The sequence below is a fragment of the Curtobacterium sp. PhB142 genome (genome assembly GCF_004341255.1).
Taxonomy (GTDB): domain Bacteria; phylum Actinomycetota; class Actinomycetes; order Actinomycetales; family Microbacteriaceae; genus Curtobacterium.
This window is the reverse complement of sequence record NZ_SLUT01000003.1, coordinates 1-25,318: the sequence shown is the minus strand read 5'-3', so window position 1 is coordinate 25,318 and position 25,318 is coordinate 1. Positions and strand designations below refer to the sequence as shown.

The 25,318-nt window shown below is 70.3% G+C and carries 21 protein-coding genes; 18 read left to right on the top strand and 3 right to left on the bottom strand.

What is annotated here, in order from left to right:
• Positions 1-236 precede the first annotated feature (236 nt).
• The 4 genes from EDF31_RS06365 (at position 237) to EDF31_RS06350 (ending at position 4,862) form a co-directional block, all read left to right on the top strand.
• The gene (locus EDF31_RS06365; protein ID WP_243649911.1) at positions 237-1,604 is read left to right on the top strand and encodes a glycine betaine/L-proline ABC transporter ATP-binding protein; all 1,368 of its coding nucleotides are present in this window, start codon (positions 237-239) and stop codon (positions 1,602-1,604) included.
• Complete coding sequence (locus tag EDF31_RS06360; protein WP_131845574.1) at positions 1,601-2,542, top strand: ABC transporter permease subunit; 942 nt, start codon at positions 1,601-1,603, stop codon at positions 2,540-2,542. The genes EDF31_RS06365 and EDF31_RS06360 overlap by 4 nt, the downstream gene beginning before the upstream one ends.
• Before the next feature lie 131 nt (positions 2,543-2,673).
• Complete coding sequence (locus EDF31_RS06355; RefSeq protein WP_123292260.1) at positions 2,674-3,588, top strand: glycine betaine ABC transporter substrate-binding protein; 915 nt, start codon at positions 2,674-2,676, stop codon at positions 3,586-3,588.
• 110 nt (positions 3,589-3,698) lie between these two features.
• The gene (locus EDF31_RS06350; RefSeq protein WP_131845573.1) at positions 3,699-4,862 is read left to right on the top strand and encodes a mechanosensitive ion channel domain-containing protein; all 1,164 of its coding nucleotides are present in this window, start codon (positions 3,699-3,701) and stop codon (positions 4,860-4,862) included.
• A gap of 82 nt (positions 4,863-4,944) precedes the next feature.
• Here EDF31_RS06350 and EDF31_RS06345 read toward each other — a convergent pair whose 3' ends face one another.
• Complete coding sequence (locus EDF31_RS06345; RefSeq protein ID WP_111085947.1) at positions 4,945-5,136, bottom strand: hypothetical protein; 192 nt, start codon at positions 5,134-5,136, stop codon at positions 4,945-4,947.
• 93 nt (positions 5,137-5,229) lie between these two features.
• On the opposite strand from EDF31_RS06345, the gene EDF31_RS06340 reads away from it, so the two are divergent.
• Positions 5,230-6,381 carry an SLC13 family permease gene (locus EDF31_RS06340; protein ID WP_131845572.1) on the top strand — a complete coding sequence of 384 codons (1,152 nt, stop codon included), beginning with the start codon at positions 5,230-5,232 and terminating at the stop codon, positions 6,379-6,381.
• A 301-nt stretch (positions 6,382-6,682) separates the two neighbouring features.
• Here the strand turns inward: EDF31_RS06340 and EDF31_RS06335 are convergent, their stop codons facing one another.
• A complete protein-coding gene (locus EDF31_RS06335; protein ID WP_123292263.1) occupies positions 6,683-7,654 on the bottom strand; it encodes a magnesium transporter CorA family protein in 972 nt (323 codons plus the stop codon).
• 68 nt (positions 7,655-7,722) lie between these two features.
• Positions 7,723-10,248: a hypothetical protein gene (locus tag EDF31_RS06330; protein WP_131845571.1), complete on the bottom strand. Its 2,526-nt coding sequence runs from the start codon at positions 10,246-10,248 to the stop codon at positions 7,723-7,725.
• Positions 10,249-10,383: 135 nt separating this feature from the next.
• On the opposite strand from EDF31_RS06330, the gene otsA reads away from it, so the two are divergent.
• The 13 genes from otsA to EDF31_RS06265 all read left to right on the top strand — a co-directional run bounded on the left by otsA (position 10,384) and on the right by EDF31_RS06265 (position 24,953).
• On the top strand, positions 10,384-11,976 hold the full coding sequence (gene otsA / locus EDF31_RS06325; RefSeq protein WP_123292265.1) for an alpha,alpha-trehalose-phosphate synthase (UDP-forming): 1,593 nt from the start codon (positions 10,384-10,386) through the stop codon (positions 11,974-11,976).
• Positions 11,969-12,751, top strand: a complete 783-nt coding sequence (otsB, locus tag EDF31_RS06320; RefSeq protein WP_131845570.1) for a trehalose-phosphatase — start codon at positions 11,969-11,971, stop codon at positions 12,749-12,751. Before otsA ends, otsB begins: the two co-directional genes overlap by 8 nt.
• Positions 12,752-12,843: 92 nt before the next feature.
• Positions 12,844-14,538 carry a dihydroxy-acid dehydratase gene (gene ilvD, locus EDF31_RS06315; RefSeq protein ID WP_123292267.1) on the top strand — a complete coding sequence of 565 codons (1,695 nt, stop codon included), beginning with the start codon at positions 12,844-12,846 and terminating at the stop codon, positions 14,536-14,538.
• A 47-nt stretch (positions 14,539-14,585) separates the two neighbouring features.
• Complete coding sequence (locus EDF31_RS06310; protein ID WP_123292268.1) at positions 14,586-16,409, top strand: acetolactate synthase large subunit; 1,824 nt, start codon at positions 14,586-14,588, stop codon at positions 16,407-16,409.
• Entirely contained in the window at positions 16,406-16,906 is a 501-nt protein-coding gene (ilvN, locus tag EDF31_RS06305; RefSeq protein ID WP_022907763.1) for an acetolactate synthase small subunit, read from the top strand. Before EDF31_RS06310 ends, ilvN begins: the two co-directional genes overlap by 4 nt.
• A 51-nt stretch (positions 16,907-16,957) precedes the next feature.
• Positions 16,958-17,983, top strand: coding sequence for a ketol-acid reductoisomerase (gene ilvC / locus EDF31_RS06300; protein ID WP_111085939.1), 1,026 nt, complete (start codon positions 16,958-16,960; stop codon positions 17,981-17,983).
• Positions 17,984-18,195: 212 nt separating this feature from the next.
• Positions 18,196-19,386 (top strand): mannitol-1-phosphate 5-dehydrogenase, encoded by a 1,191-nt coding sequence (locus tag EDF31_RS06295; RefSeq protein WP_131845569.1) that lies wholly within the window; start codon positions 18,196-18,198, stop codon positions 19,384-19,386.
• Between the two features lie 61 nt (positions 19,387-19,447).
• The gene (locus EDF31_RS06290) at positions 19,448-19,912 is read left to right on the top strand and encodes a hypothetical protein (RefSeq protein ID WP_111085937.1); all 465 of its coding nucleotides are present in this window, start codon (positions 19,448-19,450) and stop codon (positions 19,910-19,912) included.
• Entirely contained in the window at positions 19,909-20,289 is a 381-nt protein-coding gene (locus EDF31_RS06285) for a hypothetical protein (RefSeq protein WP_123292271.1), read from the top strand. Before EDF31_RS06290 ends, EDF31_RS06285 begins: the two co-directional genes overlap by 4 nt.
• A 78-nt stretch (positions 20,290-20,367) precedes the next feature.
• A complete protein-coding gene (gene serA / locus EDF31_RS06280) occupies positions 20,368-21,957 on the top strand; it encodes a phosphoglycerate dehydrogenase (RefSeq protein ID WP_131845568.1) in 1,590 nt (529 codons plus the stop codon).
• Positions 21,957-23,027, top strand: coding sequence for a 3-isopropylmalate dehydrogenase (locus EDF31_RS06275; RefSeq protein WP_131845567.1), 1,071 nt, complete (start codon positions 21,957-21,959; stop codon positions 23,025-23,027). The genes serA and EDF31_RS06275 overlap by 1 nt, the downstream gene beginning before the upstream one ends.
• A 15-nt stretch (positions 23,028-23,042) precedes the next feature.
• On the top strand, positions 23,043-24,152 hold the full coding sequence (locus tag EDF31_RS06270) for a branched-chain amino acid aminotransferase (RefSeq protein WP_131845566.1): 1,110 nt from the start codon (positions 23,043-23,045) through the stop codon (positions 24,150-24,152).
• Between the two features lie 30 nt (positions 24,153-24,182).
• On the top strand, positions 24,183-24,953 hold the full coding sequence (locus EDF31_RS06265) for a fumarylacetoacetate hydrolase family protein (RefSeq protein WP_131845565.1): 771 nt from the start codon (positions 24,183-24,185) through the stop codon (positions 24,951-24,953).
• Positions 24,954-25,318: the final 365 nt, after the last annotated feature.

Below are 25,318 nucleotides of genomic sequence, written 5' to 3'. Positions count from 1 at the left end.
CACAGGCCCGACGGCCGGGGGCACGACGACCAGAACGCGTCCGCGGCCAGCAGCGCCGTGACCGTACGGTCGGCCGGACCGGGACCGCCCCGAGCGTGGTCCCTGCGTGCGTGTTCGCTCGCCCTGCGCCGTTGCGCGGGCTGACGTGGGCCGTGCGCGCCGTCCCGGGCGACCCGTTCGCAACCACACCGTCACCGCACGTGCGCTCCGGCGCCGCGGCGACGCGAGGAGTCCAGTTGTCCATTGCCCCATCCGAGATCCGGCACGACACGTCGCCGGACGGCACGGGCGCCGCGCTCAGTGTGCGCGGTGTCTACAAGGTGTTCGGCCGCCGACCCGGCGACGCCGTCCGCCGCCTCGCCGCCGGCGCCACCCGCGACGAGGTCCGCGAGCAGGGATCCGCCGCGGTCATCGACGCGTCCTTCGACGTCCGCCCCGGCGAGATCTTCGTCGTCATGGGGCTGTCCGGCTCCGGCAAGTCGACCCTCATCCGGATGCTCAACGGCCTGCTCGAGCCCAGCGCCGGCAGCGTCGAGATCGGCGGGCGCACGGTCACCAAGGCGAGCGCCAAGGAGATCCGCGAGATCCGTCGGTCGAGCGTGTCGATGGTGTTCCAGCACTTCGCACTGCTGCCGCACCGAACCGTGCTCGAGAACGTCGCGTACGGCCTCGAGGTGAACGGCGTCGACAAGACCACTCGGCTCGCGAAGGCCCGTGAGGTCATCGACCTGGTCGGCCTGGACGTCTGGGCCGATGCGAAGCCCGACGAGCTGTCCGGAGGCATGCAGCAGCGCGTCGGCATCGCCCGCGCCCTCGCCGCCGAGACCGACGTCCTGCTCATGGACGAGGCGTTCAGCGCGCTCGACCCGCTCATCCGCCGCGAGATGCAAGAGCAGCTCATCGACCTGCAGCAGCGGCTCGGCAAGACCATCGTCTTCATCACGCACGACCTCAACGAGGCGATGTTCCTCGGCGACCGGATCGCCGTGATGCGCGACGGCCGGATCGTGCAGATCGGGTCGCCGGAGGAGATCCTCACCGACCCGGCGAACGACTACGTCGCCCAGTTCGTGCAGGACGTCGACCGCGCTCGCGTGCTGACCGCGGCGAGCGTCATGGAACCGGCGCGCGCCGTCGTCCCGTCGACGGCGGGGCCACGCGGTGCGCTCCGGGTGATGCGCGACCTGCAGACCGCCGCGGTGTTCGTCACCGGGCGTGGTCGCACGCTCGACGGATGGGTCCGCGACCGCCACGTGATGCGACAGGTCAAAGCCGGCGACACGAACCTCGACGCCATCGTGAACACCGAGTACGCCCGGGTCACACCAGACACCGCGCTCACCGACCTGTTCGAGCTCGCCGTGGAGTCGCCCCTGCCGATCGCCGTGGTCGACGACGAGGACCGCCTGCTCGGCGTCGTGCCGCGCGTCACGCTGCTCGCAGCGCTCGGCAACGTGCCGACCGCGACCATGCCGATCCCGGTGCTCGAGCCGGTCACGCGCATCTCGGATTCCGATCTCGACGCGACCCTGGCCACCGGGGAACAACCCGTCGTGAGCGATCCGATCATCATCACGACCGACCGCACAGGAGCCGACGCATGACCACTCTCTTCGGATTCCGACTGCCCCTCGGCGACGCGGTCGACGCGATCGTCGAGTGGATCACGACCTACCTCGGTGGCGTCTTCGACGTCATCGCCGCGATTTTCACGTTCTTCTACGAGTGGATCGAGTACTTCCTCACGACGCCGCCGTTCTGGGCCGTGATCGTCGTGCTCGTCGCCGTGGCCTTCTGGGCGAAGGGATGGAAGCTCGCGCTCGGCACCCTGATCGGCCTGGCGGTGATCGTGAGCATCGGCGAGTGGAGCTACGCGATGGAGTCGCTCGCCCTCGTCGTCGTCGCCGCCGGCATCGCCGTGGTGCTCAGCCTGCCGCTCGGCGTCTGGGCGGCACGCTCCGACGCAGCGAGCCGGACGATCAAGCCGGTCCTCGACTTCATGCAGACGACCCCGGCGTTCGTGTACCTGATCCCCGCGCTCATCCTGTTCGGCATCGGGCCGGTGCCGGGCATCGTCGCGACGATCGTCTTCGCGATGGCGCCGGGTGTCCGCCTCACCGAGCTCGGCATCCGCGGCGTCAGCTCGGAGGTCGTCGAAGCCGGTGCTGCGTTCGGCTCGAGCCCGTGGCGGATCCTCCGTCAGATCCAGCTGCCGCTCGCTCGCCCGAGCATCATGGCCGGCGTCAACCAGGTCATCATGCTCTCGCTGTCCATGGTCGTCATCGCGGGCATGGTCGGCGCCGGGGGACTCGGCGGCCAGATCGTCGCCGCCCTGAACCGCATCGACGTCGGTCTGGGCTCCGAGGCAGGCATCTCGGTCGTGATCCTCGCGATCGTGCTGGACCGGATGACCGCAGCGTTCGGTGGCGACCGCAAGAAGCGCGCCCCACGCCGGTCGACGGCGGCCGCTGCGCCCACCGGCGACGACGACCAGGAGTCGGCGTCCCAGCAGGCGGGGCAGCCCGTGCCGGTCGGCGCCTGACCGCTGGAGCGCAGTCGCGCGTCCGGGCGACCAGATCATCCAGAACCCACAGACCGCACGGTGACAGCACGCCGTGTCGACGACGCCGAACCCGGTCCGCCGGCGACGAGCGTCGAACCAGGAAGGAAACCATGAACACCCGAACCAAGATCCTGTCGGCCATCGGACTCGGTGCCGCCGCGGCCCTCGCGCTCAGCGCCTGCTCGCCGCCCGGCTCGAGCAACGCGTCCGACACCGTGGACAACGGCGACAAGCAGGCGATGAAGATGGTCGTCTTCAACGGCTGGGACGAGGACACCGCAGCCAGCGAGCTCTGGAAGTACGTCCTCGAGAAGAAGGGGTACGACGTCGAGCTCGACTACGCGGACCCCGCGCCGGCGTACCAGGGGCTGGCTCAGGGCGACTACGACGCCGTGCTCGACACCTGGCTGCCGAACACGCACAAGGCGTACATGGACAAGTATGGCGACGACCTCGAGGACCTCGGGTCGTGGAACGACCAGGCGTCGCTCGAACTCACCGTGAACGCGGACGCTCCGATCGACTCGCTCGCCGACCTCGCCGCGCACAAGGACGACTTCGGCGGACGGATCGTGGGCATCGAGCCCGGCGCCGGCGAGACGAAGATCGTCAAGGAGAAGGTCATGAAGGCCTACGGGCTCGACGACTGGGAGCTCGTCACGAGCTCGACGCCGGCGATGCTGTCCGAGCTGAAGAAGTCCGAGAAGGACGGCAAGGACATCGTCGTCACCCTCTGGCGTCCGCACTGGGCCTACAACGCCTTCGACGTGAAGGACCTCGAGGACCCGAAGAACGCCCTCGGCGACAACGAGAGCATCCACACCATCGTGAACGAGGACTTCGGCGACGATTTCCCGCAAGCGCAGAAGTGGCTGCAGGCGTTCAAGATGGACTCCGACACGCTGTACTCGCTCGAGGACGCGCTGGTCAACAGCGGCGCGGACCAGTCCGAGTACCAGTCGATCGTCGAGAAGTGGGTTGCCGACAACGAGGACTACGTGGACTCGCTCACCGCGAGCAAGTAGCCCTTCCGTTCGGACAGGAGGCCCGGTGCGCGTCGTGCGCACCGGGCCTCGGTCGCGTCCTGGGCCGGTTTTCTGAACGACGACTGTCGTGTCGTTGCTTGCATGGAGGGATGGACATCCTCCTCCGACTCCTGGTCGCGATCGGGTTCGCCCTCCTCATCACCGCCGTCGCCGCGGTCGTCCTGCACCTCGTGCTCCGGACGATCGCGCGCCGGGAGCGGTGGGCCGGCGTGCTCTCCCGCCGGGCGAAGCACCCGTTCCGCACCACCCTGCTCGTGGTCCTGCTCTGGATCGCGTTCACCTCGAGCGTCCCGCGCGACGCCGACGCGTACCCGTGGCGCGACGAGGTCGTGCACGGCTTCCTGATCGTCACGATCGCCGTGGGCTGCTGGCTGGCGTGCCAGATCGCGATCTTCCTCGAGGACCTCGGCCTGCACCGGTTCCGCATCGACGTCCCGGACAACCGCCAGGCCCGCCGCATCCGCACGCAGGTCCTCATCATCCGGCGGCTGACCGTCGCCGTGCTCGTCATCATCGCCGTCGGCGCGATCCTGCTCACCTTCGACGGGGTCGAGGCCGCCGGCGCGAGCGTGCTCGCGAGCGCCGGACTCATCTCGGTCGTCGCGGGTCTGGCGGCGCAGTCGACGCTCGGCAACGTCTTCGCGGGCATGCAGCTCGCGTTCTCCGGGTCGATCCGCGTCGACGACGTCGTCGTGGTCGAGCAGCAGTGGGGACGGATCGAGGAGATCACCCTGACCTACGTGGTCGTGCACCTGTGGGACGACCGGCGCTTCGTGCTGCCGTCGACGTACTTCACGAGCACCCCGTTCGAGAACTGGACGCGCACGAACAGCGAACTGCTCGGTGCCGTCGAGATGGACCTGGACTGGCGGGTCCGGCCGGGCGAGATGCGCGAGGAACTCGACCGGATCCTCGACCGCACCGAGCTGTGGGACCGCCGCGTCAAGGTGCTGCAGGTCACCGACGCCGTGCAGGGGTACGTGCGGGTGCGGGTCCTCGCGACGTCGCACGACGCCCCGTCGCTGTTCGACCTGCGCTGCTACATCCGCGAGGAACTCGTCGAGTGGATCCAGCGCACCCACCCCGACGCCCTGCCGGTCCAGCGCGTGCTCATGGTCGACGAGACCGCACCGCGGCGGCGCACGGCGTCGACCGCTGCCGACTCGGCGCTGTTCGCGCCGGGGCAAGAGGACCGCGCGGCCCTCTTCACCGGCCCGATCCAGACGTCCGACATCCCGCCTGCGGAGCGCTGACGGGCTCCGGACCCGACGCGGGACGGACGGGAGGCCCGGTGCCAGCTGGCACCGGGCCTCCCGTCCGTCAGATGGTCGCGACCTACGGCTGGCGCGCCTTGACGGCGCGGTCGTCCTCGACCACCGTGCCGATCGCCACGATCGTGGTCGCGATCCACGCGACCCACGTCAGGGCGAGCCGCCAGTCGCGGGGTCCCTGGCGGGTGGTCTGGAGCACGCTGTAGCCGCTGATGAGCGAACTCCACACCGCACCGTTGAACATGAACTTGCGCACAGAGGCCTCCTGTCGTCGTGCTGCCAACGCTACCGGTCAGTACATTGGAGCGCCGCCGGACACCCTGCCCGGCGCACTCGTGGAGGAGCGCCCGTGCGTCAGGCCGTCATCGGAGCAGTGCTGCTCGTCATCGGCGCGGTGTGCGTCGCGCTCGGCCTGCTGCCGCTCGGCGACCTCGGGGTCCTGGCCGAGCGGGTCCTGCCTGTCCTCGGGTTCGTCCTCGGGCTGACGATCGTCGCCGAGCTCGCTGCGGACGCCGGGGTGTTCGACCGGCTCGCCGACGTCGCGGCACGTGTCGGCGGCGGACGCACGATCGGGCTCTGGGGCGCGGTCGTCGTCCTCGCCGTGCTCTGCACCGTCTTCCTGTCGATCGACACGACCGCGGTGCTGCTCACCCCGATCGTGATCTCACTGGCGCGCCGGGTCGGGCTGCCGCCGATGCCGTTCGCGCTCACCACCGTCTGGCTCGCGAACACCGCGTCCCTGCTGCTGCCGGTGTCGAACCTGACGAACCTGCTCGCCGTCGACCGGATGGGCCTCGGCGGCCCGCTGCCCTTCGCCGGGCTGATGGCCTGGCCGGCCGTCGCCGGGGTCGTCGTGCCGTGCGCCGTCCTGCTCGTGGTGTTCCGCGGCAAGCTCTTCGGGCGCTACACGCCGGTGTCGGTGCGCCGTCCGTCCGACCCGGTGTCGTTCTGGGCGGCGTCCGCTGTGCTCGTCGCGCTCGTGGTGGCGCTGACCGCCGGGGTGACGGTCTGGATCGCGGCCGTCGCCGGTGCCCTCGTGCTCGTCGTCGTCGCGGCGTTCCGGTCGCCCGCCGAGCTCCGGCCGTCGCGGGTGCCGTGGTCGACGCTGCTGTTCGCCGCCGGGCTCTTCGTCGTGGTCGAGACCCTGCACAGCACCGGACTCACCGACCCGATCGTGCGGGCGCTCGGCGACGGCACCGGGACCGGACCGCTCCTGCTGCTCGGCGCCGGGGGAGCGGTGGCGGCGAACGCGATCGACAACCTGCCCGCGTACCTGGTGCTCGAGCCCGCTGCCGGTCACGAGGCCGTGCGGTACGCGGCGCTCCTCATCGGCGTGAACGCCGGGTGCCTGGTGACGCCGTGGGCCTCGCTCGCCACCCTGCTGTGGCACGCACGGCTGTCGGCCGAGGGCGTGCACCTGTCGTGGGGCAAGTACATGCTGCTCGGGTGCATCGCGGCTCCGCTCACCGTGGTCGCCGGGGTGCTCGCGCTGGCGATCTGACGCGGGGCCGCCGGGGTGCTCGCGCTCCGACGCGCGGTCGCACCGTGCGTGCTCGGTCGTTCGGTGCGGTGCCAGCTGCCTGGTGCGAGTTTGTGGCAGGGCACGGTGCGGTCAGTCGCGCACCGCCCGAACAAGCTCGCACCGTGCGCGCGCTGTGTGGCGTACGGGTTCTCGGCGTCGCACCGTGCGTGCTCGGTCGTTCGGTGCGGTGCCGGCAGCCTGGTGCGAGTTTGTGGCGGGGCACGGTGCGGTCAGTCGCGCACCGCCCGAACAAGCTCGCACCGTGCGAAGCCCGCGGCGGTCAGAGCCAGTCGCGGGCCTTGAAGACGCGGTAGAGCACGAGCGACGACGCGACGATGAGCGCGAGCGAGACGTACAACCCGCTCCACGCACCCTCGCCCGGGAACGTCACGTTCTGCCCGAAGAAGCCGGTGATGGCGGTGGGGATCGCGATGATCGCGGCCCAGCTCGTCACCTTCTTCATCACGGTGTTCTGCCGGTTCGACGCCAGGTTGAGGTTCGTGTCGAGGACACTCGAGACGGCGTCGCGCAGTTGCTCGACGGAGTCCGAGATCGACACCAGGTGGTCCTCGACGTCGCGGAAGTAGGGCCGGATGCCGTCCGAGATGGTCTCCGCGTCGCCGTGCAGCAGCGATGCGACGCTGTCGCGGGTCGGGACGACGAGCCGCCGCAGCACGCCGAGGGCCTTGCGGAGGCGGAACGACCGGCGTTGGATCTGCTGTTCGCGGGCGTTGCCCCGCTCGAACAGGTCGTCCTCGAGGTCGTCGATCCGTCGCTCGATGTCCTCCACGGTCTCGGTGGCGTGGTCGACGACGGCGTCGAGCAACGCCCAGACGAGCCACGGCACACCGTGCTCGGCCACGTCCGCGTTCGCATCGAGCCGGTGCTCCATCGCGGCGGTGTCGACGTCGGCCCCGTGGATGGTGACGAGGGCGTGCTCGGTGACGAACGCCTTCACCTCGTGGGTGACGAGCTCACCGTCCTCGCCGAGACCGCCGACGTCGTAGACCACGAGGAACAGGCTGTCGCGGTACCGGTCGAGCTTCGGGCGCTGGCCCTGCTCGACGGCGTCCTCGACGGCGAGGGCGTGGATGCCGAGCTCCTGTTCGACCTGCACGAGGTCGTCGTGCACGGGGTCGGTGTAGTCGACCCAGACGAAGGTGTCCGCGTCGGCGACGAGGTCCGAGACCCGGTCGACCGGGAAGTCCCGTTCCGCCGCGTCGCCGTTCCGCCACGCCCGTGTCCTGACCATGCGCGTCAGCCTAGTGAGACGGCCGGCCCGGGGATCCCAGGCCGGCCGTCGTCGCGTGCGGTGGTGCGTCAGTAGGCGGAGACGAGCTTCCCGTCCTCGACCTTCAGGTACTGGTACACATCGAAGCTGTCCTCGCCGTGCTCTTCGTCCCCGAAGTACGAGGTGTAGTCGTACTCGACGACACCGTCCTTCGTGCTCTGCACCATGACCGTGCCCGAACCGGAGGCCTCGACCTCGACCTCGGGCATCGTCGTGACGTCGTAGCGCACGGCACCATCAGCGTCGTACGGGCCGTACCAGGGGCACCCGCTCAGCGCGCTGAGGTCGGTCTTCGTGGCGCAGTCGTCGATCAGGTCGGTCACGTACTGCTCGGCGTCCTGCTGCAGCGCCTTCGTGGCGGTGGGGGTGAAGTCGACGTACCCGGACGACGTCGCGCCGACCGACACCTGCTCGGTGCCGCCGGTGAAGTACTTCGTCCCGCCGACCTGCACCTCGTAGGTGCCGGGGTAGGCGAGCGAGGTGAACCGGCCGTCGCTGATCTCGCCGATCTCCTTGCCGCCGACCGTGACCGGGGCGCCCTCGAGCACCTCGGACGCGGTCAGGGTGACGGTCTGGGCGAGCGGCTCGGTGACGCGCCACTCGTCCTTCACCAGGAACGCGGTGCCGGTGCGCCGGAGGCTGACCTGGCCGGAGCGGTTCTTGCCGTCCTGGGTGTAGCTGACGGTGGCGAGGGCGCTGTCACCGCTCGTCGAGACGCGGCCGACGCGGATGTCCGACGGTCGGTCCTTCGCGCTCTTCAGCACCGCGGTGTCGAGCATGGCGGCGTCGGACGGCACCTCGCTGAGTCGGGCGGCGGTGTCGGCGTCCCCGCTCGCGATGGCCTGCACGTAGGACTTCACGGTCGGCGCCGGGCCCCACACGTTGGCACGGAGCACACCGGTGGTGACGGCTCCCGCGATGACGACGACGACCACGGCGCCGCCAGCGATGAGCGAGCGGACCAGGACCTTCTTGGCGCGCGGCGACATCGGAGCGGGCGTGGGAGCGCCGCCGCCGACGAAGGGCTGTTCCGGCTGACCGGGGTGGCCGACGCCGGGCGTCGCCGCCCACGCTGCTGCCGCCGGGTCGCCCGCGGGCGCCGCCGACGGGAACGCCGGGTCGGCCGACGGGAACGCCGGGTCGGCCGACGGGAACGCAGGGTCGGCCGGCGGGAACGCCGGGTCGGCCGGCGGGAACGGCGGAGTCGCTGCCGGGGAGGTCGGCGCGGCCGCCGGGCGCGTGTCCGCTCCGACGAGGCGCGAGGTCCGCAGCACGACGCCACCGCCGAGGCGGGGGAGCAGCACGGGCGCGAGGTACCGTGCCACGGCCTCGATCGCGCCGCCCCACAGCGCGAACACGAGCGGAGTCCACGGTGCGATCCCGATCGAACCGGTCCCGCTGACGGCGCTGATGCCCGTCGCCTGGTAGGACACCAGCCCGGTGCCGAGCACGAAGAGCAGGAGCCCGAGGGCGAACCAGACGACCGGGGTCACGACCCAGTCCAGCGTGGTGCGGAACCGGTCGTTGCGGCGGACAGCGAGTGCGAGGCCCGCGACGACCGAGGTCACGACGACGAGCAGGACGACGAGCCAGGTCCAGCCGCCGGCGCCGCCGAAGACCGACGCCGTGCTGCCCGCCGACCCGAAGCCGGACAGCCCGACGCCGCCGAAGAAGCCGAGGGCGGTGAGGCCGACCGCGACGTTGCCGACGAACACCGGCAGCGCTGCGCCCCATGAGGGCTGTGCGACCAGGGCGACGACGATGACGACGACCGTCACCAGCACGATGAGCACCGTGAGCTGCGACGCCGCGACGCGCAGCGTGCCGAGGACGCGACCGGCGAACACGTTCCGGCCGAGCAGGGCCGACGGGCGTGCGAGCACCGCGGCGAGTGCGCCGATCACGAAGGCCCCGAGGATGCTGCCGAGGCCGACCGCGTGCACGGGGTCGATGGAGGCGCCGGAGACGGCGGGGAACCGGATGGCGAGGATGCCCGCGGCGGCGTTGGTCAGCACCGTGGTCACCAGCCCGGACAGGACGGCGGTCAGCAGGATCGGGGTGCGCCCGAGGCCGCGGGTGCGGATGCGACGGGTGAGCACGACGGCCAGCACGACCTGCGCGGCGAGCACGAGCGCCGGGACGACCGCGAGTGCGCCCGACCCCGACCCGAGGAAGCCGATCGAGCCGGACAGGTGCAGACGGCCGAGGTCGGCGAGGGCGACGAGCTGGGCGGGGGTGCCGAGCAGGACGCTGACCCCGGACAGCAGCGACTGGACGTCGGGGGTGCTCCCGGCGCCGAGGTCGGTCCCGGTGCCGGTCGACCCCGACCCGACGGAACCGGATCCGCCCGCTGCCAGCACGGCGACGGTGAGGAGCAGTGAAATCGCAGCGACCACGTAGGCGGCGACCCAGCCGCCGACGGCGGCGAGCACGGCGGCCAGCCAGTCACGGCCGGACACGGACCGCAGCAGGCGACCGAACGCATCCGACGACTGCGGGCCGGGCTGCCCCGGCGGGACGGGCGGGACGGGCGGGTTCGGCGGGTTCTCGCTCATGGCTGGTGGGTCCTCTCCGACCGGGAGGCCGATGCCGCACGCCAGCACCCGTGTCCCCCCGACACGCACCCGCAGCGTACCGGAACCCGCCGATCCGCCGTGAATCCGCTGTCCGGGCGCTGGTAGATTCCCACCGTGTCTGCGCCTTCTCGTTCCTCCACCAAGTACGCCTTCGTCGTCGCCTCGAACCGCCTGCCGGTGGACCGGGTCGTCGACCAGGACGGCAACGAGGGATGGCGGCACTCGCCCGGCGGCCTCGTCACCGCCCTCGAGCCCGTGATGCGCGCGAACGACGGGGCCTGGGTCGGCTGGGTCGGCCAGCCCGAGGTCGAGGTTGAGCCGTTCGACAACGAGGGCATCCACATCGTGCCGGTCCCGTTGTCCGACGACGACGTCGAGGAGTACTACGAGGGCTTCAGCAACGACACCCTCTGGCCGCTGTACCACGACGTCATCGAGCACCCGAGCTACCACCGCGACTGGTGGAACGCCTACAAGCGGGTCAACGAGCGCTTCGCCGCCCAGATCGCCGAGATCACCGAGCAGGACGGCATCGTCTGGGTGCAGGACTACCAGCTGCAGCTCGTGCCGGCACTGCTCCGGGCCAAGCGTCCCGACCTGACGATCGGCTTCTTCAACCACATCCCGTTCCCGCCGGTCGGCATCTACGCCCAGCTGCCCTGGCGCGCGCAGATCCTGGACGGCCTGCTCGGCGCCGACGTCATCGGCTTCCAGCGCCACGACGACGCGAGCGACTTCCTCCGCGCGGTCCGTCACATCAAGGGCTACACGACGAAGGGCCAGACGATCGACGTCCCGGTCGACGACCCGGATGCACCGCGCAGCCGCAAGGGGATCACGGTCCGCCACGTCGAGGCCCGGCACTTCCCGATCTCGATCGACGCCGAGGCCTTCGAGGACATCGCGCGCCGTCCCGAGGTGCAGGAGCGTGCCCGCGAGATCCGCGAGAGCCTCGGCAACCCGAAGACGGTGCTGCTCGGGGTCGACCGCCTCGACTACACCAAGGGCATCCGGCACCGCATCAAGGCCTTCGGCGAGCTCGTCGAGGACGGCCGCATCAAGGTCGAGGACGCCGCCCTCATCCAGGTCGCGAGCCCGAGCCGCGAGCGCGTCGACACCTACGCCACGCTCCGCGACGAGATCGAGCTGAGCGTCGGCCGCATCAACGGCGACCTCGGGGTCATCGGCCACCAGCCGATCTCGTACCTGCACCACGGGTACCCGCGCGAGGAGATGGTGGCGCTCTACCTGGCCGCCGACATCATGCTCGTCACCGCGCTGCGGGACGGCATGAACCTCGTCGCGAAGGAGTACGTCGCGGCCCGCTTCGACAGCGACGGGGTGCTCATCCTGTCCGAGTTCGCCGGTGCCGCCGACGAACTGAAGCAGGCCGTCATCGTCAACCCGCACGACATCGGCGCGCTGAAGGACAGCATCGAGCGCGCGATCGAGATGCCGCGCCGCGAGCGCTCGACACGCATGCGTGCGCTCCGGAAGCGGGTGCGCGACAACGACGTGGCGCGCTGGTCGCGCTCGTTCCTCGAGGCGCTCGACCGGCACGCGCCGCGGAACGCCCAGCTCGACCCGTCCGCCACCGACCCGGCGGACCGACACCGTGAGGCGCAGACCGACAACATGTCGATCTTCGACCAGGACGCCCAGTCCGCCAGGGCTGCCGAGGACACCCGGGAGGCACGTGATGACTGAGACCACCACCGACCAGACCGCCATCGACACGGCTCTCGAGACGCTCGCGGCTGCGCCGCGACTCATCGTCGCCCTCGACTTCGACGGCACGCTCGCGCCCTTCGCCGACGAGCCGTCGCAGGTCGGCGCCCTGCCGGGCTCGTGGGCAGCGGTCCTGACCCTGCACCGTGCGACGGACACCGAGGTCGTGCTCGTCTCCGGTCGCCCGCTCGGCAGCCTCGCGGCCGTGTCGCACGCGCCGCAGGACATGGCGCTGGTCGGGTCGCACGGAGTCGAGTGGCGCGTGGACGGCCACGACGAGGCCGCCCTGACCGACGACGAGGTCGCCCGGGTCGCACGCATCGGTGCGGCGCTCGACGAGGTCGGCGCGCGGTACCCGGGCGTCGTCATCGAGCACAAGCCGGCCGGTCACGGCGTGCACACCCGTCGCGTGAGCGCCGAGGTCGCCGCGCAGGCGAACGCCGACGCGAGCCGTGCGGCGCACGATGCCGATGCCGACGTGCTCGAGCGTGGTGGCAAGGACATCGTCGAGTTCGCCGTCCGGCACGTCACGAAGGGCGACGCGATCGCCCGGCTGCGCGAGCTCCACGGTGCCGACGCGGTGTTCTTCGCCGGTGACGACGTCACCGACGAGGACGGCTTCCGCGTGCTCGAGGACGGCGACGTCGGCGTGAAGGTGGGCCCGGGGGAGACCCGTGCCGGGTACCGCATCGCGGACCCGGCGGCCCTGACCGGCGTCCTGAAGCAGCTCGCGCGCCTGCGTGCGACGCGCTGATCAGGGTGATCCGGGCCTCCCGGTCGGGCTCCAGAACATGCGAACGCATGTTGTTGTCCAACTGGTATCCCAAAGCGTCCTAGACTCGCTCCATGCCTGATATCGACGTCAAGCCGCGCAGCCGGGTCGTCACCGACGGGATCGAAGCAACCACCTCGCGTGGCATGCTGCGGGCCGTCGGTATGGGAGACGAGGACTGGAGCAAGCCGCAGATCGGCATCGCGTCCTCGTGGAACGAGATCACGCCCTGCAACCTCTCGCTCGACCGCCTCGCACAGGGCGCCAAGGAAGGCGTCCACTCCGGCGGCGGCTACCCGCTGCAGTTCGGCACCATCTCCGTCTCGGACGGCATCTCGATGGGCCACGAGGGCATGCACTTCTCGCTCGTCTCGCGCGAGGTCATCGCCGACAGCGTCGAGACCGTCGTCAACGCCGAGCGCCTGGACGGCACCGTCCTGCTCGCCGGCTGCGACAAGTCCCTGCCGGGCATGCTCATGGCCGCCGCGCGCCTCGACCTGGCGAGCGTGTTCCTGTACGCGGGTTCGGTCATGCCTGGCTACGTGAAGCAGGCCGACGGCACGATGAAGGAAGTCACGATCATCGACTCCTTCGAGGGCGTCGGTGCCTGCAAGGCCGGCACGATGTCCGAGGAAGAGCTGAAGAAGATCGAGTGCGCCATCGTCCCGGGCGAGGGCGCCTGCGGTGGCATGTACACGGCCAACACCATGGCGAGCGTGGCCGAGGCCCTCGGCATGTCGCTGCCGGGCTCCGCCGCCCCGCCGAGCGCCGACCGCCGCCGTGACTACTACGCGCACCGCTCCGGCGAGGCCGTGGTGAACATGCTCGAGCACGGGATCACCGCCCGCCAGATCCTGACGAAGGAAGCGTTCGAGAACGCGATCGCCGTGGCGATGGCCCTCGGCGGCTCCACCAACGTCATCCTGCACCTGCTCGCCATCGCCTACGAGGCCGAGGTCGAGCTGTCGCTGGACGACTTCAACCGCATCGGTTCGAAGGTCCCGCACCTGGCCGACATGAAGCCCTTCGGCAAGTACGTCATGGTCGACGTCGACCGCAACGGCGGCATCCCGGTGATCATGAAGGCGCTGCTCGACGCCGGCCTGCTGCACGGTGACTGCCTCACCGTCACGGGCAAGACCGTCGCCGAGAACCTGGCCGAGATCGACCCGCCGGCGCTCGACGGCGAGGTCTTCCGCACGCTCGACAACCCGATCCACGAGACCGGCGGCCTGACCGTCCTGCAGGGGACCTTCGCCCCCGAGGGTGCCGTGGTGAAGACCGCGGGCTTCGACGCCGAGGTGTTCGAGGGCCCCGCGCGGGTGTTCGACCGCGAGCGTGCCGCGATGGACGCCCTCACCGAGGGCAAGATCCAGAAGGGCGACGTCGTCGTCATCCGCTACGAGGGCCCCAAGGGCGGCCCGGGCATGCGCGAGATGCTCGCCATCACCGCAGCCATCAAGGGCGCGGGCCTCGGCAAGGATGTACTACTCTTGACCGACGGACGATTCTCAGGCGGCACAACCGGCCTGTGCATCGGCCACATCGCACCCGAGGCAGTGGACGCAGGTCCAGTTGCCTTCGTGCGCGATGGCGACCGCATCCGTGTCGACATCGCGGCTCGCTCGCTCGACCTACTGGTCGACCCGACCGAGCTGGAGGCCCGCCGTGACGGCTGGGCCCCGCTGCCCCCGCGCTACACCCGCGGAGTCCTCGCGAAGTACGCCAAGCTCGTGAAGTCCGCCGCCCAGGGCGCGGTCACGGGCTAGCGTTCGACACACGCACCATCGCCACCTCTCCAGGCAAGGACCACCTCATGCCCACGGAAGCAACTCCGCTGTCCGCGGCCGCCGGTGCACGCCGGTCGCCGGAGATCCTGACCGGCTCGGGAGCCGTCCTCCGGACGCTCGAGCACCTCGGGATCACCGACGTCTTCGGCCTGCCGGGCGGTGCCATCATCCCGTTCTACGACGAGCTCATGGCGTCGAAGACGATCCGCCACATCCTCGTCCGCCACGAGCAGGGCGCCGGCCACGCCGCCGAGGGCTACGCCTCGGCGTCCGGCAAGGTCGGTGTCGCCATCGCGACGTCCGGCCCCGGTGCGACGAACCTCGTCACGGCCATCGCCGACGCCTACATGGACTCGGTGCCCTTCATCGCGATCACCGGCCAGGTGTTCTCGACGCTGATGGGGACCGACGCGTTCCAGGAAGCCGACATCGTCGGCATCACGATGCCGATCACGAAGCACTCGTTCCTGGTCACGGACCCGGCCGACGTGCCGGCGACCCTGGCCGCGGCGCACCTCATCGCGACGACCGGTCGGCCCGGCCCCGTGCTGGTGGACATCACGAAGGACGCCCAGCAGAAGTCGGCGCCCTACGTCTGGCCGCCCAAGATCGACCTGCCCGGCTACCGACCGGTCACCAAGGCGCACGGCAAGCAGATCACCGCGGCCGCGCAGCTCCTGGCCGAGGCCGAGCGCCCGGTGCTCTACGTCGGCGGCGGCGTGATCCGCTCCCGCGCGACCGCCGAGCTGCTCCGCTTCGCCGAGGCGACGGGTGCGCCCGTCGTGACGACGCTGATGGCGCGCGGTGCCTTCCCGGACTCGCACCCGCAGCACCTCGGCATGCCCGGCATGCACGGCACCGTCCCGGCGGTGCTCGGTCTGCAGGACAGCGACCTGATCATCGCGCTCGGTGCCCGCTTCGACGACCGCGTGACGGGCAAGGCCGACGAGTTCGCGCCGAACGCCAAGGTCGTGCACGTCGACATCGACCCGGCCGAGATCTCGAAGATCCGCTTCGCCGACGTCCCGATCGTGGGCGACGCCCGTGAGGTCCTGGTCGACCTGCTCGACGCGTGGGGCGGCATCGCCGTCGACGACCGCGCTTCGACGGCCGACTGGTGGACGAAGCTCCGCCAGCTCAAGGTCGACTTCCCGCTCGGGTACGCCGAGCCGACCGACGGGCTGCTCGCCCCGCAGGCCATCATCAAGCGCATCGGCGAGCTCTCCGGTCCCGAGGCCGTCTACGCCTCGGGTGTCGGGCAGCACCAGATGTGGTCGGCGCAGTTCATCAAGTACGAGCGCCCGAACGCCTGGCTGAACTCCGGCGGCGCGGGCACGATGGGCTACTCCGTCCCCGCCGCGATGGGCGCGAAGGTCGCCCAGCCGGACCGCGTGGTCTGGGCGATCGACGGCGACGGCTGCTTCCAGATGACGAACCAGGAACTCGCGACCTGCGTCATCAACGACATCCCGATCAAGGTCGCGATCATCAACAACTCGTCGCTCGGCATGGTGCGGCAGTGGCAGACGCTGTTCTACGACGGTCGTCACTCGTTCACCGACCTCGAGACCGGCCACGACTCGCGCCGCGTTCCCGACTTCGTGAAGCTGGCGGACGCGTACGGTGCCCTCGGCATCCGCGTCGAGAAGGCCGACGAGGTCGACGCCGCCATCCAGCTCGCACTCGAGACGAACGACCGCCCCGTGGTGATCGACTTCGTCGTGAGTCGTGACTCGATGGTCTGGCCGATGGTCCCGCAGGGAGTCAGCAACTCGTCCATCGAGTACGCCCAGGCCCTCGCACCCACCTGGGACGACGAGGACGCCGACATGACGGGGGAAACCGCATGAGCCACGTCCTGTCCCTCCTCGTCGAGGACAAGCCCGGTCTGCTGACCCGCGTCGCGGGCCTGTTCGCCCGCCGCGGGTTCAACATCGAGTCGCTCGCCGTCGGCAACACCGAGGTCGACGGCCTCAGCCGGATCACCGTCGTCGTCGACGTCGAGGACCTCCCGCTCGAGCAGGTGACGAAGCAGCTCAACAAGCTCGTCAACGTCATCAAGATCGTCGAACTGGACTTCTCGCAGTCCGTCCAGCGCGAGCACATGCTCGTGAAGGTCCGCGTCGACAACCAGACACGCTCGGCCGTGCTCGAGGCAGTGAACCTGTTCCGCGCACAGGTCGTCGACGTCGCGAACGACTCGCTCATCGTCGAGGTGACCGGAGACCCCGGCAAGATCCAGGCGATCCTCCGCGTCCTCGAGCCCTACGGCATCAAGGAGCTCGCTCGTGCGGGACTCCTCGGCATGGGTCGCGGACCGAAGAGCATCACCGACCGGGTGCGCTGACCAGCGGTCCGCCACCCCCACAATCCACCAGAACCAAGGAGACACACCCTCGTGACTGACATCGTGTACGACGCCGACGCCGACCTGACGCTCATCCAGGGCAAGAAGGTCGCCGTCATCGGGTACGGCTCGCAGGGCCACGCCCACGCCCTCAACCTCCGTGACTCGGGTGTCGAGGTCAAGATCGGCCTCAAGGAGGGCTCGAAGAGCCGCCAGAAAGCCGAAGAGGCCGGCTTCGAGGTCCTCACCCCGGCCGACGTCACCGCCTGGGCCGACGTCGTCGTCATCCTCGCGCCGGACCAGGTCCAGCGCATCGTCTACGCCGACGACATCCGTCCGAACCTCAAGCCGGGCGCCACGCTCGTCTTCGGCCACGGCTTCAACATCCGCTTCGGCTACATCGAGGCGCCCGAGGGCGTCGACGTGTCGCTCGTCGCCCCGAAGGGCCCGGGTCACACCGTCCGTCGCGAGTACGAGGCCGGCCGTGGCGTCCCCGTGATCGTCGCCGTCGAGGTCGACGCGTCGGGTTCCGCCTGGGACCTCGCCTGGTCGTACTCGAAGGCCATCGGTGGTCTGCGCTCCGGCGGCATCAAGACGACCTTCACCGAGGAGACCGAGACCGACCTGTTCGGCGAGCAGGCCGTCCTGTGCGGTGGCACCTCGCAGCTCATCCAGTACGGCTTCGAGACCCTGGTCGAGGCGGGCTACCAGCCGCAGATCGCGTACTTCGAGGTCCTGCACGAGCTCAAGCTGATCGTCGACCTGATCTGGGAGGGCGGCCTCACCAAGCAGCGCTGGTCGATCTCCGACACCGCCGAGTTCGGTGACTACGTCTCCGGCCCGCGCGTGATCTCGCCCGACGTCAAGGAGAACATGAAGGCGGTGCTCGCGGACATCCAGAACGGTGCCTTCGCGAAGCGCTTCATCGACGACCAGGACGCCGGCGCACCCGAGTTCAAGGCGCTCCGCGCCAAGGGCGAGGGCCACCCGATCGAGGCGACCGGCCGCGAGCTCCGCGCGCTCTTCGCGTGGAAGCAGAACGACGGCGACTACGTGGACGGCTCGGCAGCGCGGTAGTCTTCCGAGGAACACTCGATGACGAGGCGGCGGTGCAGCCCTTGCACCGCCGCCTCGCGACGTGACCCGAACGTTATGCAGCAGCTCTTCTCCAGCCCCGACGCCGTGGACCGGCGTCCCGTCGGCGTGCGCCCGGACGATGTGCGACAGCCGTCGTCCGCGGTCCGCACGAGCGGTCAGGGGCGGACCGACCAGCATGGGATGATCATCGGATGGCGGTGACGAAACGAGCGGTCCACATCGGCGCCGGCAAGATCGGGCGTGGGTTCGTGGGCCAGTTCCTCGTGGCGAGCGGCTACGAGCTCACCTTCGTCGACGTCGACGACCGTGTGGTGTCCGCGTTGAACGAAGCCGGACGCTTCGTGGTGCACGAGGTCGGCGAGATGCCGGTCGAGCACCTCGTCTACGGCTTCCGGGCGCTCAGCAGCAAGACCGACCGCGACCGCGTGATCCAGGCGATCGCGGAGGCGGACGTCGTGACGACCGCCGTCGGTGCCCGGACGCTCCCGCTCGTCGCACCGCTCATCGCCGAGGGACTCGCGGCACGTCCGCTCGAGCGGGGCGACGTCACGATCGTGGCGTGCGAGAACGCGTTCAACGCCACCGACTCCCTGCACGCGAGCATCCGGCGTGCGCCGGTGCTCGAGGACCGCGACATCGCCGCGGTCTTCGCGAACTGCGCCATCGACCGCATCGTCCCCGACCAGTCCGGCGTGCTCGGGCAGTCCGGCGGCCTCGACGTCGTGCTCGAGCCCTTCTACGAGTGGGTCATCGAGCGCACGCCGTTCCTCGGCTCCGACGCCGAACCCCCGACGATCGAGGGCGTCACCTGGGTCGACGACCTGCAGCCCTTCGTCGAGCGCAAGCTCTACACGGTGAACACCGCGCACGCGACGGCCGCCTACCACGGCTACGTCCGGGGCATCCGGCTCATCCGCGAAGCCCTCGAGGACGACGCCGTCCGTGCCGAGGTCGACGGCGTGCTCGCCGAGACCACCGCGCTGCTCGTCGCGAAGCACGGCTTCGACCCGGAGGACCACGCTCGGTACGTCGCGGCGAACCTGTCGCGCATCGCGAACCCGCACCTGCCCGACACCACCGTGCGCGTCGGACGCAACCCGCTCCGCAAGCTCGGCCGACGCGAGCGCTTCGTCGGTCCCGCCGCGCAGCTCGCCGAACGCGGGTTGCCGGTCGAGCACCTGCTCGGGGCCGTCCGCGTCGCGCTCGCGTTCGACGACGAGAACGACCCGGAGTCGATCGAGCTGCACGCGCTGCTCCGTTCCGGCGCGACGGCGCACGCGCTCACCGAGATCCTCACCGGCCTGATGGAGAGCCACCCGCTCTTCCCCGCCGTGCGGGACGTCGTCGCCGAGGTGCTCCAGGCGCAGCCCGCCGACGCCTGAGCGCACGTCCCACCGGGAACCCGTGGTCTCCCCGTGCGCCGGTCCCTCGTAGGATCGAGGCATGAACACGGCAGCATCCCCACCCGACGGGTCGGTCGACCCGGACGTGACGAACGCCGTCGACCACGACGACGAGGCGCTCAGCTGGGGTGACGCCGACGACGCCACCCACGTCGACGCCGCGCACAACCCGGTCGCCGTCAAGGACCGTGGCGACCGCGACCCCGAGGCACCGGAGACCTCCGGCGCCCTCGTCGGGTTCGGCGTGTTCGGTGGGCTCTACCTGCTCTACACGGTCGCCTGGCTGCTGACGGCGTCGACCTCGTACGTCTCGGGTGTCGACACCGTCCTGACGGTCTTCGTCGAGGTGCTCCGGTTCCTCGCCATCCTGGCGCCGGCGCTGTGGTTCACGGTGGTGCTGTGGGCCGCCCGCGGCAGCCGGACCCGGACACGACTGCTCTGGATGCTGCTCGGAGCCGTGGTGCTGTTCCCGTGGCCGTTCCTGCTGACGCGGAGCTTCGGGTGACCGCCGCGACGCCGGTCGGCCGCCGGTCGCGCGGCCCGGTCGTCGGCCGCATCGCGGTCTGGCTCGTGTTCGCCGTGCTGTTCGCCTACATGACGGTGCAGGCGGTGGGGAACCTCACGCAGATCTCGCAGCGGGTGGACGAGTTCAACGCGTTCCTCGCGACCACCTCCGGTGGCGAGTCGCTGCAGGCCAGCACACCGTGGGTGTGGTTGGTCCTGGACATCCTGATCGCCCCGGTCGCCTTCGTGGTCGCCCTGGTGATCACGCGCCGTGCGCGGCTCGCGGTCACCCTCGCCGTGTTCGTCCTCGCCTTCGCGGCGGCGGGCGCCCTCTGGCTCGACCTGCAGCTGTTCGTGCCGAGCCTGCTGCAGTTCTAGGCGCCCGCGGTCGTAACGGGCCGCGCACGTCGATAGCATGGTGGGATACCAACCGTCTCTCGTGAGGAAACAGCAGCTGTGTCGAAGCCGGTCGTCCTGATCGCCGAAGAACTCTCGCCCGCCACGGTCGACGCCCTCGGGCCCGACTTCGAGATCCGGAACGTGGACGGCACCGACCGCCCCGCGCTCCTGTCGGCCCTCGCCGACGCGGATGCCGTGCTGGTGCGTTCCGCCACCAAGGTCGATGCCGAGGCGATCGCCGCGGCCCCGAACCTCAAGGTCGTCGCCCGTGCCGGTGTCGGCCTGGACAACGTCGACATCAAGGCGGCGACCACCGCCGGTGTCATGGTGGTGAACGCGCCGACGTCGAACATCATCTCCGCCGCCGAGCTCACCGTCGGGCACATCCTGTCGCTCGCCCGCCACATCCCGGCCGCGCACGCGTCGCTGGCCGCCGGTGCGTGGAAGCGCTCGTCGTACACCGGCGTCGAGCTCTACGAGAAGACCGTCGGCATCATCGGTCTCGGCCGCATCGGCGCGCTCATCACGCAGCGCCTGCAGGCCTTCGGCGTCCAGGTGATCGCGTACGACCCCTACGTCACGACGGCTCGCGCCCAGCAGCTCGGGGTCGAGCTCGTCTCCCTCGACGACCTGCTGCGGCGTGCCGACTTCGTCACGATCCACATGCCGCGCACCCCCGAGACCCTCGGCATGATCTCGGACGACCAGTTCGCGCTCATGAAGCCGACGGCGTTCGTCGTGAACGTCGCCCGCGGCGGCCTGATCGACGAGGACGCACTGCACCGTGCACTGACCGCGAACACCATCGCGGGTGCCGGTCTCGACGTCTTCGTGTCGGAGCCCCCGAAGGACTCCCCGCTCGTCTCACTGCCCAACGTCGTCGTCACGCCGCACCTGGGTGCCTCGACGGACGAAGCGCAGGAGAAGGCCGGCGTCTCGGTCGCCAAGTCGGTGCGTCTCGCACTCGGCGGCGAGCTCGTGCCGGACGCGGTCAACGTCGCCGGCGGCGTCATCGACCCGTCCGTCCGCCCCGGCATCCCGCTCGTCGAGAAGCTCGGCCAGGTCTTCACGGCCCTCGCCACGTCGCCCGTCACGAGCATCGACGTCGAGGTCCACGGCGAGCTCGCCGAGTACGACGTCAGCGTGCTCAAGCTCGCGGCGCTCAAGGGCGTCTTCACCGACGTCGTCAGCGACCAGGTCTCCTACGTCAACGCCCCGCTCATCGCGGAGCAGCGCGGTGTCACCGTGCGGCTCATCACCGAGACCGACAGCCCCGAGTACCGCAACGTGCTCACGATCCGCGGCGCCCAGTCCGACGGCCCCGCGATCAGCGTCTCCGGCACGCTCACCGGCCCCAAGCAGGTCGAGAAGCTCGTCGAGATCAACGGGCACGACGTCGAGGTCCCGCTCGACCGGCACCACGTCGTCATGGAGTACGTCGACCGCCCGGGCATCGTCGCGGTCTACGGCAAGGAGTTCGGCGAGGCCGGCATCAACATCGCGGCGATGCAGATCTCGCGCGAAGCCGCCGGCGGCCAGGCGCTCAGCGTCCTCACCGTCGACTCGCCGGTGCCCGCCGAGATCCTCGAGCACGTCGGCCGGGCGATCGACGCCTCCTCGCTCCGCGAGATCGACATCACGCTCTGATGGCCGTCCGGACGCTCCAGCTCGCGGTGATCCGCGGGGACGGCATCGGACCAGAGGTGGTCGACGAGGCCCTCAAGGTCCTGCACGCCGTGACCCCGGACGACCTCGTCATCGAGGAGACCCCGTTCTCCCTCGGTGCGACGCGCTACCTCGAGACCGGTGACATCCTCACCGAGGACGACATGTCCGCCATCGCGTCGCACGACGCGATCCTGCTCGGCGCCGTCGGCGGGGACCCCCGCGACCCCAGGCTCGCCGGCGGGATCATCGAGCGTGGGCTCCTGCTGAAGCTGCGCTTCGCGTTCGACCACTACGTCAACCTGCGACCGACCAAGGTCCACGACGCCGTCGCGACGCCGCTCGCCGACCCGGGCGCGGTGGACTTCGTCGTCGTGCGCGAGGGCACCGAGGGGCCGTACGTCGGCAACGGCGGAGCGATCCGCACGGGCACGCCGCAGGAGATCGCGACCGAGGTCTCGCTGAACACCGCGTTCGGTGTCGAGCGGGTCGTCCGCTACGCCTTCGACCTGGCGACCCGTAGGGCACGGAAGCACCTCACGCTCGTGCACAAGAGCAACGTCCTGGTGCACGCCGGGGCTCTGTGGCAGCGCACGGTCGCGGCCGTCGGGGCGGAGTTCCCGGACGTCACGGTGGACTACCAGCACGTCGATGCGGTCACCATCCACATGGTGCGGGATCCTGCTAGGTTCGACGTCATCGTCACCGACAACCTCTTCGGCGACATCATCACCGACCTGGCCGGCGCGATCAGCGGCGGCATCGGTCTGGCGGCCTCGGGCAACATCAACCCGGACGGCACCTTCCCCAGCATGTTCGAGCCGGTCCACGGCTCCGCGCCGGACATCGCGGGTCAGCAGAAGGCCGATCCCACGGCCGCCATCCTCTCCGTCGCCCTGCTGCTCGACCACATCGGTCGCAGCGACCTGGCGACGGCGGTGACGCGGGCCGTCGAGGCGGACCTGGCAGACCGGGGCACCACGCAGCGTCGCACGGCCGAGATCGGCGACGCCATCGCCGCCGCGGCCACGGCACGCACCACCACCGCCTGAGAAGGAGCCCTCCCCATGAGCACCGACACCGCCTTCGGACTCGAGTTCGCCACCACCCCGTCCGCAGACCGTCGCGCCGCCGCCGAGCGCGAGGAGATCCTCGCCGACCCGGGCTTCGGCAAGCACTTCACGGACCACATGGCCACCGTCGAGTGGACGCTCGACGGCGGTTGGCACGGTGCCTCGGTCCACCCCTACGGCCCGCTCTCGCTCGACCCGAGCGCCAGCGTGCTGCACTACGCGCAGGAGATCTTCGAGGGGCTCAAGGCGTACCGGCACGCGGACGGGTCGGTGTGGTCCTTCCGCCCGGACGCCAACGCCCGTCGGTTCCAGCGGTCGGCCCGTCGGCTGGCACTGCCGGAACTGCCGGTCGAGGCCTTCGTCGAGTCGATCCGGCAGCTCGTGCAGACCGACGTCGACTGGGTGCCGTCCGCGCCCGAGACGAGCCTGTACCTCCGGCCGTTCATGATCGCGACCGAGTCGTTCCTGGGGGTGCGTGCGGCGCAGGCGGTGGCGTACCACTGCATCGCGAGCCCGGCCGGGGCGTACTTCACCTCGGGCCCGAAGCCGGTCTCGATCTGGCTGTCGACCCAGTACGCCCGCGCCGGCAAGGGCGGGACCGGTGCCGCCAAGACCGGTGGCAACTACGCGTCGTCGCTGCTGCCACAGCAGGAGGCCTACGAGCACGGGTGCCAGCAGGTCATGTTCCTCGACTCGGTCGAGGGCAAGTACCTCGAAGAACTCGGTGGCATGAACGTCGTGCTCGTGAAGTCCGACGGCACGCTCGTCACGCCGGACTCCGACTCCATCCTCGAGGGCATCACGCGCGACTCGATCCTGCAGTTGGCAGAGGACCGCGGGCTCACGGTCGAGAAGCGCCGGGTGACCCTCGACGAGTGGCGTGACGGTGTGGCCGACGGCTCCATCACCGAGGCGTTCGCCTGCGGGACGGCCGCAGTGGTGACCCCGATCGCGGAGCTCCGCGGCGAGGGCTTCACGATCGGTTCGCCGACCGAGGGCGCCGGGGAACTCACGATGTCCCTGCGCGACGAGCTCACCGACATCCAGTACGGCCGTCGTCCCGACCCGCACGGGTGGATGGCGAAGCTGACCGACGCGTCCTGATCGAGGCTCGGGCGTGGGTAGGGTCGAACGGTGAAGATCGCACGGTTCAGCAGCAAGGGTGAAGACCCCCGGTACGGCATCCTCGACGAGCGGCACCTGGTGGTGCTCGCCGGAGACCCGATGTACCAGGGGTTCGAGACCACGGGGGAGCGCGTCGCACTCGCCGACGCCAAGCTCCTCGCCCCCGTCATCCCGCGGTCGAAGGTCGTCGGGGTGGGGCTCAACTACCTCGAGCACGCCTCGGAGATGGACGAGCGAGCCGGCGACGACCCGGTGGTGTTCCTCAAGCCGAACACCTCGGTGATCGGACCCGACGAACCCATCCGTCTGCCGGCGGACATCGGCCGCGTCGACCACGAGGGCGAACTCGCCATCGTGGTCGGATCGCTCGCCAAGAACGTCCGGCGTGAGGACTTCGCGAGCGTCGTGCTCGGGTACACGATCGCCAACGACGTGACCGCCCGCGACCTGCAGGCCCGCGACGGCCAGTGGACCCGTTCGAAGGGGTTCGACACCTTCTGCCCGCTCGGTCCGGTGATCGAGACCGAGATCGACCCGTCGGACATCCGCATCGAGACCCGCGTGGACGGCGACCTGCGCCAGGCGGGTTCGACGAACGAGATGGTCCACGACATCCCGTCGCTGGTCGAGTTCGTGTCGTCGATCTGGACCCTGCTACCCGGTGACGTCATCCTGACCGGTACCCCCGCCGGGGTCGGCCAGATCCGCGACGGCGAGGTCGTCGAGGTCACGATCTCGGGCATCGGCACGCTCAAGAACCCGGTGATCGCGCGCCACTGACCTGGCTCGTCACCACGACGGCCCGTTCCCCCTCGGGGGAGCGGGCCGTTCCGCGTTCGGGGCCGTTCCGGGCGACACGCCCGGGATGCGGCCTGCCTTGGCGCAGCCGTTCGTCCCTGCGTAAAGTAATCACTCGTTGCCACGGCGGCGGAGAACGGAACGGCTGAGACGGTCACTGGGTTTACCCGGGGATCTTGTCCGCCACGGTTCTTCCCCGGGCAGCGGATTCACCAGCCTCTCTGGCGGAGCATCTTCGGGTGTCGAGCGGGGGAGTGCGTCTGGTCCTTGAGAACTCAACAGCGTGCACATTGTCAATGCCAATTTATTGATTGACCTCGTGCCTGGCCTTCCTTCGGGTTGGTTGG

Coding starts and splice junctions, on each gene's coding strand:
- EDF31_RS06360 (WP_131845574.1), top strand. CDS start 1,601: ATGACCACTCTCTTCGGATTCCGACTGCCCCTCGGCGACGCGGTCGAC.
- EDF31_RS06355 (WP_123292260.1), top strand. CDS start 2,674: ATGAACACCCGAACCAAGATCCTGTCGGCCATCGGACTCGGTGCCGCC.
- EDF31_RS06350 (WP_131845573.1), top strand. CDS start 3,699: ATGGACATCCTCCTCCGACTCCTGGTCGCGATCGGGTTCGCCCTCCTC.
- EDF31_RS06335 (WP_123292263.1), bottom strand. CDS start 7,654: ATGGTCAGGACACGGGCGTGGCGGAACGGCGACGCGGCGGAACGGGAC.
- EDF31_RS06330 (WP_131845571.1), bottom strand. CDS start 10,248: ATGAGCGAGAACCCGCCGAACCCGCCCGTCCCGCCCGTCCCGCCGGGG.
- otsB (WP_131845570.1), top strand. CDS start 11,969: ATGACTGAGACCACCACCGACCAGACCGCCATCGACACGGCTCTCGAG.
- ilvD (WP_123292267.1), top strand. CDS start 12,844: ATGCCTGATATCGACGTCAAGCCGCGCAGCCGGGTCGTCACCGACGGG.
- EDF31_RS06310 (WP_123292268.1), top strand. CDS start 14,586: ATGCCCACGGAAGCAACTCCGCTGTCCGCGGCCGCCGGTGCACGCCGG.
- ilvN (WP_022907763.1), top strand. CDS start 16,406: ATGAGCCACGTCCTGTCCCTCCTCGTCGAGGACAAGCCCGGTCTGCTG.
- EDF31_RS06295 (WP_131845569.1), top strand. CDS start 18,196: ATGGCGGTGACGAAACGAGCGGTCCACATCGGCGCCGGCAAGATCGGG.
- EDF31_RS06290 (WP_111085937.1), top strand. CDS start 19,448: ATGAACACGGCAGCATCCCCACCCGACGGGTCGGTCGACCCGGACGTG.
- EDF31_RS06275 (WP_131845567.1), top strand. CDS start 21,957: ATGGCCGTCCGGACGCTCCAGCTCGCGGTGATCCGCGGGGACGGCATC.
- EDF31_RS06270 (WP_131845566.1), top strand. CDS start 23,043: ATGAGCACCGACACCGCCTTCGGACTCGAGTTCGCCACCACCCCGTCC.